We start from the raw sequence: 16,027 nt of genomic DNA, 5'->3' as shown, positions 1-16,027 counted from the left end.
GCAACAAAGTTCCTGAATTAGTATGAATGCATTCGGTAAGAAAACGACCGACCTCAATGGAAAAATTCTTTAAGGAGCGCCCAGATGGCTAACTATTTCAATACTTTAAACCTACGCGAGCAACTAGACCAATTAGGTCGTTGTCGTTTTATGGACCGCAGCGAGTTCGCAACTGAAGCGGATTACCTAAAAGGTAAGAAAGTCGTTATTGTTGGTTGTGGTGCTCAAGGCCTAAACCAAGGTCTAAACATGCGTGACTCTGGCCTAAACGTAGCCTACGCACTACGTCAGGCAGCGATTGACGAGCAGCGTCAATCTTACAAAAACGCTAAAGAGAACGGTTTTGAAGTTGGCAGCTACGAGAACCTTATTCCTGAAGCAGACCTAGTGATCAACCTAACGCCAGACAAGCAGCACACTAACGTTGTAGAAACGGTAATGCCGCTAATGAAAGAAGGCGCTGCACTGGGTTACTCACACGGCTTCAACGTGGTTGAAGAAGGCATGCAAATCCGTAAAGACCTAACGGTTGTCATGGTTGCACCTAAGTGTCCTGGTACAGAAGTACGTGAAGAGTACAAGCGTGGCTTCGGCGTTCCAACACTCATCGCTGTTCACCCAGAGAACGATCCAAAAGGTGAAGGTTGGGATATCGCCAAAGCATGGGCGGCAGGTACAGGTGGTCACCGCGCGGGCTGTCTAGAATCTTCATTCGTTGCAGAAGTTAAATCTGACCTAATGGGTGAGCAAACTATTCTATGTGGCATGCTACAAGCTGGTTCTATCGTTTCTTACGAGAAGATGGTTGCTGACGGCATCGACCCAAGCTACGCAGGTAAACTGCTACAGTACGGTTGGGAAACCATCACAGAAGCACTGAAATTCGGTGGCATCACGCACATGATGGACCGTCTATCTAACCCTGCGAAAATCAAAGCATTTGAGCTTTCTGAAGAGCTAAAAGAGCTAATGCGTCCGCTTTACAACAAGCACATGGATGACATCATCACGGGTGAATTCTCTCGCACTATGATGGCTGACTGGGCGAACGATGACGCAAACCTACTAGGCTGGCGTGCAGAGACTGGCGAAACAGCATTCGAAAACTATCCAGCAGGCGACGTAGAAATCTCTGAGCAAGAGTACTTCGACAACGGTATTTTGATGGTTGCAATGGTTCGCGCTGGTGTTGAACTAGCATTCGAAGCAATGACTGCATCAGGCATCATCGATGAATCAGCGTACTACGAATCACTACACGAGCTACCACTAATCGCAAACACAGTAGCACGTAAGCGTCTATACGAAATGAACGTCGTAATCTCAGACACAGCAGAATACGGTAACTACCTATTTGCTAACGTAGCAACGCCGCTACTACGTGAGAAGTTTATGCCTTCAGTCGGTACAGACGTAATCGGTAAAGGTCTAGGCGAAACATCTAACCAAGTTGATAACGCAACGCTAATCGCCGTAAACGATACTATCCGTAACCACCCAGTTGAGTACATCGGTGAAGAGCTACGTGGTTACATGACGGATATGAAGAACATCGCGGTAGGTGGCTAATTACTTGCCTTAAGGTTCCATTTCGGTGTCGAAGGTGCTCATTTACTATCGTAAACTCCGCGCCTTCTCCTAGAAATGAAACCTTAATTCTTCGCAATTCGTTCAAGGGACTTAAGCTCTTAGCTTCGAATATACAATCTGCGTAATTGCACCAAAGCAAAGCAGTAAGAACTCCAGGCAGACTGGGGTGATAAATACAAAATAAAACACAACATCTAATTAAAAGGCTTGGTCTCCGTTGACCAAGCCTTTTTGCTTTTCTGTTTTGGTCGATGTGTTGGGAATAAAAAAAGCTCACCATGAAGGGTGAGCTTTGAACATCAATACATGAAGCAGTTACTTGCCAGCCAGTTTTTCTTCTAGGTCAGCCAGTTTCTTTTCCATTTCAGTCAACTTTTGACGAGTGCGTAGCAAGACTTGAGTTTGCACATCGAACTCTTCGCGGCTGACAACATCGAGTTTGTTTAGTTGGCCTTGGATGACTTGGCGAACTTTTTGGTCGACGTCCGCACCAAGCTCTTTAACTGGCGCTGGCATCGACTCATGAATCTGTTTAGCAATCTGCTCTAGTTTCTTTGGGTCAAACATGTGACTAAAACTCCTATATCTTTGTCTACATTCTATTTAAACGTTACAAGAAAGTCGCTAGTTCAATGGTAAAAAAGAGACCAGTAATAAAAAAGGTCACCGAAGTGACCTTTTAGGAGTATTTCAACCACCACTTAGTGGTTGTCTGCCAATTCACGCTGCGCAGCTTTCGCTTCATCGATGCGTGCTAGCTTCTCTAGATCTTTGTCTTCAACAAACACCGGTAGAGGTTTGTGTTTCTCGGCTAGGTAGCTGTAGATTACTGGCAGTACGAATAGCGTAAATAGCGTACCAATCGCAAGACCAGCAACGATAACAATACCGATACTGAAGCGCTGAGCCGCACCTGCACCACTTGCATACATCAATGGAATCAGACCAGCGATCATCGCCGCCGTGGTCATTAGGATAGGACGTAGACGTACTTTCGCCGCTTCCATTACCGCTTCCATTCTGCCTAGTTTGTTGTGCAGCTGCTCTTCTTTCGCGACTTCACAGATCAAGATACCGTGCTTGGTAATCAGACCAACTAGGGTGATCAGACCAACCTGCGAGTAGATGTTCATCGTCATTGTGCCGAAGAACGCTCCCCATGCCATGGCTATCAAGGCTCCGCATACCGCAAGCGGTACCGATACCATGATAACGATCGGGTCTTTCAAAGATTCAAATTGAATCGCCAGAACCAAGAAGATGATCGCCAGTGCCAAACCAAATGTGGCATACAGCGCGCTACCTTCTGTTACATACTGACGGGCTTCACCCATGTAGTCGTGGTTGTAGCCGCTAGGCAGCTTGTCTACGGCAATCCCTTCAAACCAGTCGATAGCGTCACCCATTGCTGTGCCTGGTGATGGTACCGCACCAACCGTTGCTGAGTTGAGCTGGTTGAAGTGAGGCAATGAGCGTGGCTCAGCGACAACATCGATAGTGATCAGGCTGCCTAATGGTACGGCTTTCCCGTTGGCACTGCGTACATAGTAGTTGTTCATCGATTCAGGGTTGAGACGCCATTTGCGCTCGACCTGAGGGATAACTTCGTATGAGCGGCCATTAAGGTCGATACGGTTTACGTAGCCATCCGCCATCATGGTACTTAGGGTGATACCAATGTCTTGCATGGTGACACCGTACGCCCCCGCTTTGTCTTTATCGATATTGATTTTCATCGTTGCCGAATCGTAGTTTAAATCAAGCGTCGAATAGACAAACATTGGGCTCGATTGCACTTCTGTTAACACATCCGTTGCGATTGAGAATAGGCTCTCAAATGCATTTGGCGTAGTGATAACAAACTGAATCGGTAGGCCTGAACCTGCGCCTGGTAGCTCTGGCATCTGGAAGGCGGTGACTGCCATACCAGGTACATTACCAACTAACGCTCCCACGCGGTTTGCGACTTCAGATTGGCTCGCTTCACGTTCACTCCACGGCACCATAGAGGCAATACCAAACGCTTGATTTGAGCTAGGCACACCAGTAAACACCTGTGCAAACGCCACCTCTGGCTGATCAGACAGAATTTGGTTTACGTCATTCATGGTGTTTTGCATAAAGTCTAGGTTGGCATTTGATGGGGCCGTACCCATCAGCATCACCACGCCTTTATCTTCCGATGGTGCCAGTTCACTTGGAATGAACTTAAACAGCACTGGCAAGCTTGCAAATACGATAACAGCAAACGCGAGCATAACCGGACGATGCATCATGACCGCTTTAAGCATGCCTTCATAGCGATTGGTCATGCCATCAAGAACATGATGCACTTTTTGTTCAAATTTACTTGGCTGCTCATTGGCCTTCAGCATTTTTGAACACATCATTGGTGATAACGTCAGTGCCACGATACCAGAAACAAATACTGAACCTGCTAGCGTCAAGGCGAATTCTTTAAATAGCGAGCCTGTAATACCACCCATTAGTGCAATCGGTGCATAAACGGCACCCAGCGTTAAGGTCATCGCGATAACTGGTACCGCAATTTCACGCGTACCAATGATCGCTGCACGGAATGGGGATTCACCCAATTTGATGTGACGGTCTACGTTCTCAAGAACAACGATCGCATCGTCTACTACCAGACCGATAGCGAGAACCATCGCCAGTAGTGTCATCAAGTTCCATGAGAAGCCCATCGCTTGCATTACCATCGCAACACCAATCAACGAGAGTGGGATAGTGACGATAGGGATGATTACCGCGCGGAACGATCCGAGGAACAGGGTAATTACCACGAGTACGATAAGTGCGGCTTCAACAATCGTTTTGACAACTTCGTTGATAGACTCGTTGATCGCGATCGTTGAGTCGTACATCACGTTCATCTTGATGGTACTTGGTAGGTTGCGCTCAAGTTGAGGCAATAACTCAAGTACATCGGCTGCGATGTTGATAGGGTTCGCACTTGGCGCGGCGTTAATTGCCGCTACAACAGCTTCTTGGCCATTTGCACTGGCGCGGTACACATCGTGACTCTTCTCAAGCGATACTTTGGCAATATCGCTCAGGCGAGTAACGTCACCGTCATCGGTACTTACGACGAGGTTTGATAGCTCATCAACGTTTGATACTTGTGTGTCTGCACTGCCGTTGTAAAGGACGAACTCACCAATTGCCTGACCTGTCGCTGACTGGTAGTTATTGGCATTGAGAACACCCATGACGTCTGTCGCGGTAAGACCCAAAGCCGCCATTTTGGCTGGATCTAACCAGATGCGCAGGGCGTATTTCATGCCGCCGTAAAGGTCAACTTTAGAAACACCGTTTACCGTGAACAGTTGAGGGTTAATTACACGCTCTAGGTAGTCAGTGATTTGGCTTGAAGAGAGCTCATCACTGGTGAAACCAATGTAAAGTACCGCCGTTGTCGAGCCAGTAGACATGGTCACTGTTGGGTCTTCAGCTTCCTTAGGAAGTTGCGAACGAACAGAGTTTGTCTTTGCCAGAATGTCTGACAAGGCTGCGTTCGGATCGGTATTTAACTTCATGTTGACGGTAATGGTCGATTTGCCCAGTACCGACTGTGAAGTCATGTAATCTATGTTGTCAGCCTGTGCGACCGCTTGCTCCAAAGGTTGAGTAATAAAACCTTGGATAAGATCTGCACTGGCACCGTAGTAACTGGTTGAGACCGTCACAACGGTATTCGTCATTTCAGGGTATTCACGAACCTGCATCTTGAAGACTGCTTGTAAGCCAAGCAGTGCAATCAAAAAGCTGATCGATACCGCTAAAACTGGACGTTTAATAAAAACATCAGTAAAGCGCATGAAGCCTCCAATTACAGCATTGGTGTTTCAGCTGGTGGAGTAGTTGCATCGCTTTCTACTACACGAACTTTTGCGTGGTTGCTTAGACGAACTTGGCCTGAAGTAACAACAACGTCACCTGGCTTAACGCCCTCTAGAATGTGTGCGATATCTTGAGTTCGTTCGCCCACTTTCACTACTTGTTGTGTTACCCGTTTTTCGCCATCTTTTTCAGAGACAATGTAGACATTGTCACCGTACAGCGTGAACGTGATAGCCGTTTGTGGCAGCGTGACCTGATTTTCCAATTTAGGTAGGATGATGTTGGCACGAGCGAACATACCGCTGCGAAGTTTACCGTCGCTGTTTGGAATATCTGCTTGAACTTGGATCAGACCGCTTTGGATATCAACGGCAGGCTCAATCGCTGAAATTGATCCTTTAAAGGCAATTTCTGGGTAAGCGTCGACGAAGATATCCACCTCTTGCTCTAGGCTGATGCGAGAGATATCGGTTTGAGGAACAGTGAAACGTAGGCGCATCACGCTGGTGTCTTCTAGGCGAACGATGTCGGTACCCGATTGAAGGTACTGACCGAGATACACATTACGGATACCAACCACGCCTGCAAACGGCGCTTTAATTTCACGGCGATCGATCGCCGCTTTTAGGCTCTCAATATCTGCTTGAAGTGAGAAGTAATTAGCTTCCGCTTCATCATACGCTTCTTTAGAGATAGAGCCTTTCTTGTACAGGCCTTGATAGCGCTTGTATTTCGCTTCTGCAGCAGGCAGTTTCGCTTGAGCGCTCTTCAAGTTTGCTTTTTCAACTTCGGAGTCCAGCAGCACCAAAGGTTGGCCTTCTTCCACCTGAGTACCGGAGTCAAACGAAATCTTGTCGATGACGCCGCTTGTTTCGTTGGCAACCGTAACCCCTTGGTTAGGTTCGATGAAACCGATCGCTTCAATGACAGGAACCCAATCAACAGGCTGAACGTCTGTTACTGTAACAGGGAACTCAGGCTCAGGGCGATTTGCCATGTAGTCAGCAACCATCTGCTGCTTATAGAGGTTGACACCTATCACACTGCCAAACAGCAGTATTGCGATAATCAACATGAAGAAAGTCCACTTTTTCATTCTTACTAGAACTCCAAATTAGTGATTAATGATTGCATCCCAACTGGCTTCGATCGCGGCATCTAACGCGTCGTCGTTCAGTTGGTAAAATCCCAAAGCATGTTTTCGAGCCAGTGCAACACTGGCTTCAAAACTCAGCCCTGACAAAATTTCGTTATCGAGTGGTTTAAAGACCCCTTGCTCTTTACCTTCAACAAACATCCGCTCGACTTGAGAAAACATCTCGCGTTCGAGTTTTCTTGTTGTGTGCTTATGTGCACAGGGTAAAGACTCATATTGAGCGCGATTGCTGATGGTATCAATATTTGAAGCGGCTAAATTCCAAATATTGATCCACATTTTGCGGTAGCGCTCTTTTAAAGGCATGTCATCACTGACTCCAGCTTGTACAGCGTCAGCAATGCGTTTTGAAACCATTAAACGTACTTCATCAAGGAGGTGCTCCTTATCTGAGAAATAACGGTAGATTGTACCCGCGGCCACGCCTGCCTCATTGGCGAGCTTTTGCATTGAGAGTCCTTGAAAACCAGACACTGCAATCAGCTTTTCCGCCGCGTGAAGGATTTGTTCGCGTTTATCTACCTGGGTGTTATTAGACATGATCTACACCACAATGAATGAACGTTCATTCATTATAGCCTCAAAACTATACGGTTGTGCAATAAAGTATTTTAATTAATCAGATTAATTTATTTTAATTAAGAAAATAGGGTGTCTAAGTTTGGTTTACGATTAACCATAGCAATCGTTCAATGGCACCATTATTATATGCGCCACATTTTTCACCTTTGAGACACTTATGAAGCTGAATCCAAGACAAGACGAAGCCGTCAAATATGTATCAGGACCATGCCTTGTGCTGGCTGGCGCTGGTTCAGGTAAAACACGTGTGATTACCAATAAGATCGCCTACTTGGTTCAGCAGTGCGGTTACAAGGCGAGAAATATTGCGGCGGTTACCTTTACCAACAAAGCGGCTCGCGAGATGAAAGAGCGAGTAGGGCAAACGCTGGGTAAGAACGAGTCCAAAGGCTTAATGGTATCGACATTTCATACCTTGGGTCTCAACATCATCAAGCGAGAGTACAAATCGCTCGGGCTAAAATCGGGTTTTTCGCTGTTCGATGATCAAGACCAGCTTGCGTTGCTTAAAGAGCTGACCGAACAACAATTGGATGGCGACAAAGATCTCCTGCGCCAACTGTTAAGCTGCATCTCCAACTGGAAAAATGACATGCTTACGCCTGACCAAGCAAAAGCGCAGGCTAAAGGTGAGCAACAGCAACTGTTTGCTTTCTGCTTCGAGATGTACCAAAAGCAGATGAAAGCGTACAACGCGCTCGATTTTGATGACTTAATTTCACTGCCTGTGTTGCTGCTGAAAACCAATGAAGAAGTACGTCAGCGTTGGCAAAATCGAATTCGCTATTTGCTGGTGGATGAGTATCAAGATACCAACACCAGCCAATATGATTTGGTGAAATTGATTGTCGGCGAGCGTGGCCGCCTGACCGTGGTAGGCGATGACGATCAATCTATCTATTCATGGCGAGGTGCGAAGCCGCAAAACTTAGTGCTGTTAGGGCAAGATTACCCTAACTTACGCCTCATCAAGTTGGAACAAAACTATCGCTCAACCAGTCGTATTCTGCGCGCGGCGAATATTTTGATCGCCAATAACCCGCACGTGTATGAAAAATCACTGTTCTCAGAAATCCCCGACGGCGAAAAACTCAAAGTTCTGTTGGCGAAAAACGAAGAGCATGAAGCGGAGCGGGTAACGGGGGAACTGATTGCCCATAAGTTCCTCAATCGAACCGACTACAAAGATTACGCGATTTTGTATCGTGGCAACCATCAGTCACGTTTGATTGAAAAATCACTGATGCAAAACCGAGTGCCGTACAAGCTCTCTGGTGGAACATCCTTTTTTTCTCGAGCAGAAATCAAAGACATCATGGCGTACTTGCGTGTGCTCGTGAACCCAGATGATGACAACGCTTTCCTACGCATTGTGAACACACCACGCCGTGAGATTGGCCCAGTGACATTAGAAAAGCTCGGTAGCTACGCCAATATGCGCGGTAAGAGCTTATTCGAAGCGAGTTTCGAGATGGGGCTTGAGCAAACTTTGTCGGGGCGCGGGTTAGAGAACTTGCGCCGCTTCACGGCTTGGTTAGTGAAGATTGCTGATCAAGCAGAGCGCGGTGACACAGTCGAAGCGGTGCGTTCTTTGGTTCGAGATATCAATTACGAAGATTGGTTGTATGAAACCTCTGCGAGCCCGAAAGCGGCAGAGATGCGCATGAAGAACGTTTCTGACCTGTATTCTTGGATCGTTGCAGACCTTGAAGGGGATAACTATGACCAAGAAGAGAAAACCATTAAGGAAGTGGTTCAGCGCTTAACCTTACGTGACATGATGGAGCGTGGTGAAGAAGATGAAGACAGCGATGCGGTGCAGTTAATGACACTGCATGCGTCGAAAGGTTTGGAGTTTCCTTACGTCTACTTAATTGGCTCAGAAGAGGGCATCTTGCCGCACCAAACCAGCATAGATGAAGACAATGTTGAAGAAGAACGTCGTCTAATGTACGTGGGTATTACGCGTGCGCAGCGTGAGCTAACTTTCACCATGTGTAAAGAACGCCGCCAGTTTGGGGAGTTGATTAAGCCAAGCCAAAGTCGCTTCCTTGATGAATTACCATTTGATGATGTCGAATGGGAAGTGAATAAGAAACCACAAACTCAAGAAGAGCGAATGGCAAAAGGGCAAGCACACATTGCGAACCTAAAAGCGATGTTTAATAAAAGCTAGCGATAAATAAGACAAACAAAAAGGGCTTGGTATAAATACCAAGCCCTTCTTCTATATTAGGTTTGAGTCTTACAGACCTTTAATCATATGATCAATTGCAGCGATGATTTCGTCATCTGAACAATCCATACATGAACCCTTCGCCGGCATCGCGTTGAAACCGTTGATAGCATGGTTGTTGAGTACATCGCGGCCCTGTGCAATACGCGGTGCCCAATCACCTGCGTCGCCTGTCTTAGGTGCTCCGCTAACGCCTGACGCATGACACGCAATACAGAAAGTGCCGTAGACCGTTGCGCCATCACGTGGGCCAGTGGGTTCTGCTTTTACAGGTTCTGCACCCGCAAGGTAAACATCACCGACAGGTGCAATGCGCTCAGCAATTGCGTCGTATTCTTCTTGGCTTACGTTAGCTGCGAAAGAGGCGCTAGAAAAAGTAACTGCAGCGACCAAAGCGGTTAAGATTTTTCGAGACATATCCATTAAACTCACTTTACATTCCTGAAGGTAAGTTCGTGCTTACCCATTATTAGAGTGTGATTATGACCAACAGTGTTTAACTTTTCGTAGAAAGAAAAGCATTGGCTGTTAAATCAATGTAAATAATGGGTGATTATATCCTGTTAACTTGTTGCAATAAACAGCAAGTTACCCCCTTGTAATCAGTTATCTAATGGGAAATAGGGGTTTATCACACTTTAATTGTTGAAAAAGGCGCCAAACGATAAAAAAAGTTGAAAAAGTACTAGACGCCCTAGTGTGATATACGTATTATTCCACTCCGCCGATGGGGCATGCGCCCGTAGCTCAGTTGGATAGAGCGTTGGCCTCCGGAGCCAAAGGTCGAAGGTTCGAATCCTTTCGGGCGTGCCAATCGCCTAAAGGTTTATCGGTGAAATATCAGTGGTGGCTATAGCTCAGTTGGTAGAGCCCTGGATTGTGATTCCAGTTGTCGCGGGTTCAAGTCCCGTTAGCCACCCCATTTACCTTTTCTTATAAAGGTAGATTCGGTAGCTTAGCTCCCTTTCTCAATACGTTGAGATAAAACATTGTCGGTGAATAGCGCAGCTTGGTAGCGCATCTGGTTTGGGACCAGAGGGTCGGGGGTTCGAATCCCTCTTCACCGACCACTATTTCGTTTAACGCTGATTTAGCGGTAAACTCAAAAAGTTAGCGGTGGCTATAGCTCAGTTGGTAGAGCCCTGGATTGTGATTCCAGTTGTCGCGGGTTCAAGTCCCGTTAGCCACCCCATTATTTAGGTAACTTCGGTTTCCTGTTCCGATAAATTGGAACAAAACACAAATCGGTGAATAGCGCAGCTTGGTAGCGCATCTGGTTTGGGACCAGAGGGTCGGGGGTTCGAATCCCTCTTCACCGACCACTATTGAAGCCCTAGTCGAAAGACTAGGGCTTTTTGCTATTTGCAATTTAGTCGATTCGAACTCAAAGCGGGGTTCGTCTGATGTTCAAGGAATGTCTCTTCATCGACCACTATTGACGCTCTAGGCTGGCTGGCCGCGACGAAAGATTAGGGCTTCTTGTGTCCGTTCAAGTCTAACGAAACCTCCTTATCTGACCATGCTAAAAGCATCGGTTTTCCCCTCGCACCACTTTCTAATACTTAAGCATTAACGATGATCTGGTCGTGCGTTGATGTACATTATTGGAGGTAGTGGTTGTCACCAAATAAGTTCGCTATGTCTTTGTTTAAATTTGGAACAAATCGTTATATTTGGTCTTATTGACTGACTTTGTCTTTATTTATAGTTTTATGTTTTATTTTTGTTAATTGCAGTGCGGTACGGTTCTTTGAATTAGTATTCATTTTTTAACTTGGATTGAGATGAGAAAAGAACTTATAAAATAACGCCGAGTAAGCATTTTAGAGGGCTAGAGGCGTTTTTTCATCAGGTCCGATCAACGAATCGTTTTGTTGTTGTGCATATTTATTTTGCTATGCTGCTTGTTTTTTGTTCGATTTCAACTTTTTATACTACCTTTGTTGCTTTTCTGTGAATTTTTTGCCAAATTGATGACCTTATAAATTGTCAGGATGTCATACCGATATTCCCTGACTCGAATGGATTCACTTTTCAGACAGGGCAGAAAGCTGCCGAAGCAGTAGAGGTCTGGTTAATGTCACTTTTAGAAGTAAAAAATCTTCGCATCGAGTACCCATCACGTCATGGTGTGCATGCGGCTGTTAAGTCACTGTCGTTCAATATTGAGCGCGGTGAAATTGTGGGTGTTGTTGGGGAATCTGGCGCGGGTAAGTCTACCGTGGGTAATGCCGTGATTGACCTTCTCAGCCCTCCAGGCCGCATCGCAAGTGGTGATGTCTATCTCGACGGCGAGCTCATCTCAGGTCTTTCACCAGAACAAATGCGCTCTGTTCGTGGTTCAAAAATAGGCTTTATTTTCCAAGACCCGATGACTTCGCTAAACCCTCTATTCACTGTCGAACAACAACTGAAAGAAACCATCCATGCCAATATGAAGGTGTCGGATGAAGAGGCTTACAAGCGCGCGCTTTCTTTAATGCAGCAAGTAGGTATTCCACAACCTGAAAACCGTTTAAAACAATACCCTCACCAATTTTCTGGCGGCATGCGTCAGCGTGTGGTTATTGCGATTGCACTGGCTGGCGAGCCTGATCTTATCATCGCTGATGAACCGACCACGGCACTTGATGTTTCCATCCAAGATCAGATTTTGAGTTTGATTCGCGATCTATGTATCAAGAACAATGTGGGTTGTATGTTGGTAACCCACGATATGGGGGTAGTGTCGAATGTGACGGATCGCGTGGCGGTTATGTACCGTGGTGATTTAGTCGAATTTGGCCCAACAGCGAAGGTGCTTGGCAACCCGGATCATTCTTATACTCGCAGTCTTATTTCAGCAGTGCCGCGTTCAGATATGAAGCTGGATCGCTTCCCACTGGTTAGCTACATCGAAGAAGCACACGAGATGGAGCCGCTCGATGTTAAAAATCACTGGTTAGGGCAGAGCCAAGATCACCGTGAATACACAGGCTCTTTGTTGACTGTCGAGAATGTAAATCTACGCTTTGTCACCAAAGACTCGTTGTTTGAGAGCCGCCGTGAATACGTACAGGCATCGAACAATGTTAGTTTTGAAGTCTTTGAGGGTGAAACGTTTGGTCTTGTTGGAGAGTCGGGTTCTGGTAAGTCGACCATTGCACGAGTGATTGCCGGTCTATACGAACCAAACTCGGGCAAAGTGACGTTTGAAGGGATCGATCTGACGTCGTTAAAATCTGAGAAAGAGCGTCGACCACTTCGTCGCCAGATGCAGATGGTATTCCAAAACCCGTATACCTCGATGAACCCGCGAATGAAAATCTTCGATATCATCGCTGAGCCTATTCGTTTCCATAAGCTGACTAACAGTGAGGCGGAAACCAGACAGATCGTTAATGATCTCCTTGATCACGTCGGCTTGGGTCAGATGGCGGGAGTGAAATATCCGCACGAATTCTCTGGCGGTCAAAGACAGCGTATCTCTATTGCTCGCGCTTTGGCGACCCGCCCTCGTTTGCTGATTTGTGATGAGCCAACGTCAGCTTTGGACGTTTCAGTACAAGCGCAAATCCTCAACCTGTTGAAAGACTTACAAGATGAGTTGAACCTCACCATGCTGTTCATTAGTCACGACTTGCCTGTCATTCGTCAGATGTGTGACCGTGTTGGCGTGATGCAAATGGGGAAACTACTGGAAGTAGCACCTACTGAGCAATTGTTCAACTCGCCTCAGCATGAGTACAGCAAGCAACTGATTTCTTTAATGCCAGAATTTACTGGCTTAAGAGAAGAAGTAAAAACGGCTTAAGCCGTGACCCTTCCGCCTTTCAATAGAGGCGGACAAAACAGAAGCACACACAACAACTAGGGATAGAAATCCCGCATAAGGAGTTATGCAATGAAAACCATGAAAAGCAAACTGGTAGTGGCTTTAATGGCAGCTGGCCTTAGCTTTGGTGCAGCCGCTGCAGATATTACCGTCGCTTATGATGCAGACCCAGTATCACTGGATCCACATGAGCAGCTATCTGGTGGCACACTGCAAATGTCTCACATGGTATTTGATCCACTTATTCGCTTTAACCAGAAAATGGAATTTGAACCTCGTTTGGCTGAGTCTTGGGAGCGTATTGACGGCGAAACCATGCACTTCAACATTCGCCAAGGCGTGAAGTTCCATTCCGGTAACATGCTGACGGCTGACGACGTTGTTTGGACATTCGATCGTTTGAAAAACTCACCAGACTTCAAAGGTATTTTTGGCCCAATCAAGTCAATTACCAAAGCGGGTGACTACAAAGTAGAGATCAAAACAGATGGCGTTTATCCACTGGTAGAAAACGTCATGACTTACCTATTCCCAATGGATAGCAAGTTCTACTCAGGGAAAACGGATGATGGCAAAGACAAAGCAGAGTTAGTGAAGCACGGTAACTCGTTCGCATCAACCAATGTTTCTGGTACAGGTCCATTTGTGATCACTCAGCGTGAACAGGGCGTTAAAGTGACGTTCGAGCGTTTTGATGATTACTGGGACAATGCGTCTGGCGGTAACGTTGATAAGCTGACTCTAGTACCAATCAAAGAAGACGCGACTCGTGTTGCAGCGCTACTTTCTGGTGACGTAGACATGATCGCACCGGTTGCACCAAACGACTACAAACGTATCGAGAAAGCGGACAGTGTAGATCTGTACACCATGCCTGGTACGCGTGTTATTACGTTCCAAATGAACCAAAACAGCAACCCAGCACTGAAAGATGTACGTGTTCGTCAGGCGATTGTGTATGCCATCAACAACGAAGGTATCACTAAGAAAGTCATGAAGGGCGCGGCAACGGCTGCGGGTCAACAAAGCCCAGTTGGTTTCGTTGGTCACAACCCAGACCTAAAACCTCGCTACGATCTGAAGAAAGCGAAGCAGCTAATGAAAGAAGCGGGTTACGAGAAAGGTTTCACGCTAACGATGATGGCGCCAAACAACCGTTACGTGAACGATGACAAAATCGCTCAAGCATCGGCGGCTATGCTATCTAAGATCGGTATCAAGGTTGACTTGAAGACCATGCCTAAAGCGCAATACTGGCCTGAGTTCGACAAGTGTGCGGCGGATATGCTGATGATCGGTTGGCACCCAGATACAGAAGATTCAGGTAACTTCACTGAGTTCCTAGCGATGACGCGTAATGCTGAAACGGGTAAAGGCCAATACAACTGTGGTCACTACTCAAACGCAGAAGTCGACAAGTTGATCGAAGAGACCAACAAGATGACTGACCTAGAGAAACGCAGCGCAGCACTGAAGAAAGTTGAAGAGATTCTTTACAATGAAGCGGCGTTTGTCCCTCTACATTGGCAAGATCCATCATGGGCAGCGAAAGGTAACGTTGAGATTGGTCCAATCATCAACGGTATGAACTTCCCATACTTCGGTGACCTAGTTGTTAAGTAAACCCTAGTGAACCAGACCAAGTACTCGTAGAGTGCTTGGTCATTTTTTGGTGCCTAGCTCTGTTTCAGTCGGGTTAGGTGCCATTTTTAAGACTGAAAGTTGCGACCGCTTTCGCGGCGAGTTTGGTAATACCAACTGGTGAAAGAGAAAGTCGCAGACTGAAATCTATGGAAAGTTAAAGGGGCAAGGAATGTTTTCGTTTCTGGTCAAGCGCCTGTTTCAGGCACTGATAGTGATGTTTGTGATCAGTTTAGTGGCGTTTGCCATTCAGGATAACCTCGGAGACCCGCTGCGTGAGCTCGTTGGTCAATCGGTTTCAGAGTCAGAGCGTCAAGCTCTGCGTGACGAACTCGGTCTGAATGATCCCTTCATTACAAAATACACTCGCTTTGTCGGCAATGCCCTACAAGGTGACTTAGGCACATCGTACTTCTTCAAGCGCCCAGCGGTTGAAGTGATTCTTGATAAATTGGTTGCGACACTCGAGTTAGTCTTTGGCGCGACACTGATCATCATAGTCTGTTCGATTCCACTTGGCGTCTACTCGGCCATCCACCCAAAAAGTATCTTCACCAAAATTGTTATGGCGGGCAGCAGTATCGGTATCTCTATCCCGGTGTTCTTAACCGCGATCATGCTGATGTATGTCTTTTCGATTGAGCTTGGCTGGCTGCCGTCTTATGGACGTGGCGAGACCGCGAATGTGCTCGGTTGGGAGTCCGGCTACTTTACATTAGATGGATTAGCACACCTTGTTCTGCCATGTATTGCACTGGCGTCTATCATGTTGCCACTGTTTATTCGCTTGGTGCGTTCAGAAATGCTGGAAGTGCTCAGCTCTGAGTACATCAAGTTTGGTAAGGCGAAAGGGCTGGCACTGAACAAGATCTATTACCAACACGCTTTGAAAAATACCATGCTGCCAGTGTTGACGGTGGGTGGCGTGCAAATCGGTACCATGGTGGCTTACACCATTTTGACTGAAACCGTTTTCCAGTGGCCTGGAACTGGCTTCCTTTTCCTAGAAGCAATCAACCGTGTTGATACTCCGCTTATCACGGCATACGTCATTTTTGTTGGTCTAATTTTCGTGGTGACCAACACCATTGTTGACTTGCTATACGGCATCATCAACCCGACGGTTAATCTAACTGGTAAAGGAGCGTAA

Annotated in this window: 10 protein-coding genes and 5 tRNA genes; 10 read left to right on the top strand and 5 right to left on the bottom strand. The window is 46.5% G+C overall.

Annotation, left to right across the window (positions count from 1 at the left end):
- Positions 1-84 precede the first annotated feature (84 nt).
- Positions 85-1,569, top strand: a complete 1,485-nt coding sequence (gene ilvC / locus U9J37_RS11070; protein ID WP_005474476.1) for a ketol-acid reductoisomerase — start codon at positions 85-87, stop codon at positions 1,567-1,569.
- Positions 1,570-1,905: 336 nt separating this feature from the next.
- Here the strand turns inward: ilvC and ubiK are convergent, their stop codons facing one another.
- The 4 genes from ubiK to U9J37_RS11050 form a co-directional block, all read right to left on the bottom strand.
- The gene (ubiK, locus tag U9J37_RS11065; protein ID WP_005474420.1) at positions 1,906-2,157 is read right to left on the bottom strand and encodes a ubiquinone biosynthesis accessory factor UbiK; all 252 of its coding nucleotides are present in this window, start codon (positions 2,155-2,157) and stop codon (positions 1,906-1,908) included.
- Between the two features lie 134 nt (positions 2,158-2,291).
- Positions 2,292-5,426, bottom strand: coding sequence for a multidrug efflux RND transporter permease subunit (locus U9J37_RS11060; protein ID WP_039481855.1), 3,135 nt, complete (start codon positions 5,424-5,426; stop codon positions 2,292-2,294).
- Positions 5,427-5,437: 11 nt separating this feature from the next.
- Positions 5,438-6,544 carry an efflux RND transporter periplasmic adaptor subunit gene (locus tag U9J37_RS11055; RefSeq protein WP_005474359.1) on the bottom strand — a complete coding sequence of 369 codons (1,107 nt, stop codon included), beginning with the start codon at positions 6,542-6,544 and terminating at the stop codon, positions 5,438-5,440.
- Positions 6,545-6,562: 18 nt separating this feature from the next.
- Complete coding sequence (locus tag U9J37_RS11050; RefSeq protein WP_269979466.1) at positions 6,563-7,144, bottom strand: TetR/AcrR family transcriptional regulator; 582 nt, start codon at positions 7,142-7,144, stop codon at positions 6,563-6,565.
- Between the two features lie 199 nt (positions 7,145-7,343).
- On the opposite strand from U9J37_RS11050, the gene rep reads away from it, so the two are divergent.
- The gene (gene rep, locus U9J37_RS11045; RefSeq protein WP_322413814.1) at positions 7,344-9,362 is read left to right on the top strand and encodes a DNA helicase Rep; all 2,019 of its coding nucleotides are present in this window, start codon (positions 7,344-7,346) and stop codon (positions 9,360-9,362) included.
- A gap of 69 nt (positions 9,363-9,431) precedes the next feature.
- Here the strand turns inward: rep and U9J37_RS11040 are convergent, their stop codons facing one another.
- Positions 9,432-9,845, bottom strand: coding sequence for a c-type cytochrome (locus U9J37_RS11040; protein WP_005474391.1), 414 nt, complete (start codon positions 9,843-9,845; stop codon positions 9,432-9,434).
- Positions 9,846-10,158: 313 nt separating this feature from the next.
- On the opposite strand from U9J37_RS11040, the gene U9J37_RS11035 reads away from it, so the two are divergent.
- From U9J37_RS11035 to U9J37_RS11000, 8 genes are all read left to right on the top strand, one after another.
- Positions 10,159-10,235, top strand: a tRNA-Arg gene (locus U9J37_RS11035).
- A gap of 33 nt (positions 10,236-10,268) precedes the next feature.
- Positions 10,269-10,344 (top strand) — tRNA-His (locus tag U9J37_RS11030).
- A gap of 71 nt (positions 10,345-10,415) precedes the next feature.
- Positions 10,416-10,492, top strand: a tRNA-Pro gene (locus U9J37_RS11025).
- A gap of 46 nt (positions 10,493-10,538) precedes the next feature.
- Positions 10,539-10,614 (top strand) — tRNA-His (locus U9J37_RS11020).
- A 53-nt stretch (positions 10,615-10,667) separates the two neighbouring features.
- Positions 10,668-10,744, top strand: a tRNA-Pro gene (locus U9J37_RS11015).
- A 755-nt stretch (positions 10,745-11,499) separates the two neighbouring features.
- On the top strand, positions 11,500-13,215 hold the full coding sequence (locus U9J37_RS11010) for a dipeptide ABC transporter ATP-binding protein (protein WP_005475073.1): 1,716 nt from the start codon (positions 11,500-11,502) through the stop codon (positions 13,213-13,215).
- Between the two features lie 90 nt (positions 13,216-13,305).
- Entirely contained in the window at positions 13,306-14,859 is a 1,554-nt protein-coding gene (locus U9J37_RS11005; protein WP_005475040.1) for an ABC transporter substrate-binding protein, read from the top strand.
- Positions 14,860-15,049: 190 nt separating this feature from the next.
- Positions 15,050-16,027 (top strand): ABC transporter permease, encoded by a 978-nt coding sequence (locus U9J37_RS11000; RefSeq protein ID WP_005475081.1) that lies wholly within the window; start codon positions 15,050-15,052, stop codon positions 16,025-16,027.

Source organism: Vibrio sp. 16, assembly GCF_963681195.1.
In the GTDB taxonomy this organism is placed as follows: domain Bacteria; phylum Pseudomonadota; class Gammaproteobacteria; order Enterobacterales; family Vibrionaceae; genus Vibrio; species Vibrio sinaloensis_D.
Note: the sequence above shows the minus strand (reverse complement) of the source record. Positions and strands in the feature narration are given on the sequence as shown.

Excerpts from the sequence above, each read along its gene's own strand:
- U9J37_RS11040 (WP_005474391.1), bottom strand. The coding sequence starts at position 9,845 with ATGGATATGTCTCGAAAAATCTTAACCGCTTTGGTCGCTGCAGTTACT.
- U9J37_RS11050 (WP_269979466.1), bottom strand. The coding sequence starts at position 7,144 with ATGTCTAATAACACCCAGGTAGATAAACGCGAACAAATCCTTCACGCG.
- rep (WP_322413814.1), top strand. The coding sequence starts at position 7,344 with ATGAAGCTGAATCCAAGACAAGACGAAGCCGTCAAATATGTATCAGGA.
- U9J37_RS11010 (WP_005475073.1), top strand. The coding sequence starts at position 11,500 with ATGTCACTTTTAGAAGTAAAAAATCTTCGCATCGAGTACCCATCACGT.
- ubiK (WP_005474420.1), bottom strand. The coding sequence starts at position 2,157 with ATGTTTGACCCAAAGAAACTAGAGCAGATTGCTAAACAGATTCATGAG.
- U9J37_RS11055 (WP_005474359.1), bottom strand. The coding sequence starts at position 6,544 with ATGAAAAAGTGGACTTTCTTCATGTTGATTATCGCAATACTGCTGTTT.
- U9J37_RS11060 (WP_039481855.1), bottom strand. The coding sequence starts at position 5,426 with ATGCGCTTTACTGATGTTTTTATTAAACGTCCAGTTTTAGCGGTATCG.
- U9J37_RS11000 (WP_005475081.1), top strand. The coding sequence starts at position 15,050 with ATGTTTTCGTTTCTGGTCAAGCGCCTGTTTCAGGCACTGATAGTGATG.
- ilvC (WP_005474476.1), top strand. The coding sequence starts at position 85 with ATGGCTAACTATTTCAATACTTTAAACCTACGCGAGCAACTAGACCAA.
- U9J37_RS11005 (WP_005475040.1), top strand. The coding sequence starts at position 13,306 with ATGAAAACCATGAAAAGCAAACTGGTAGTGGCTTTAATGGCAGCTGGC.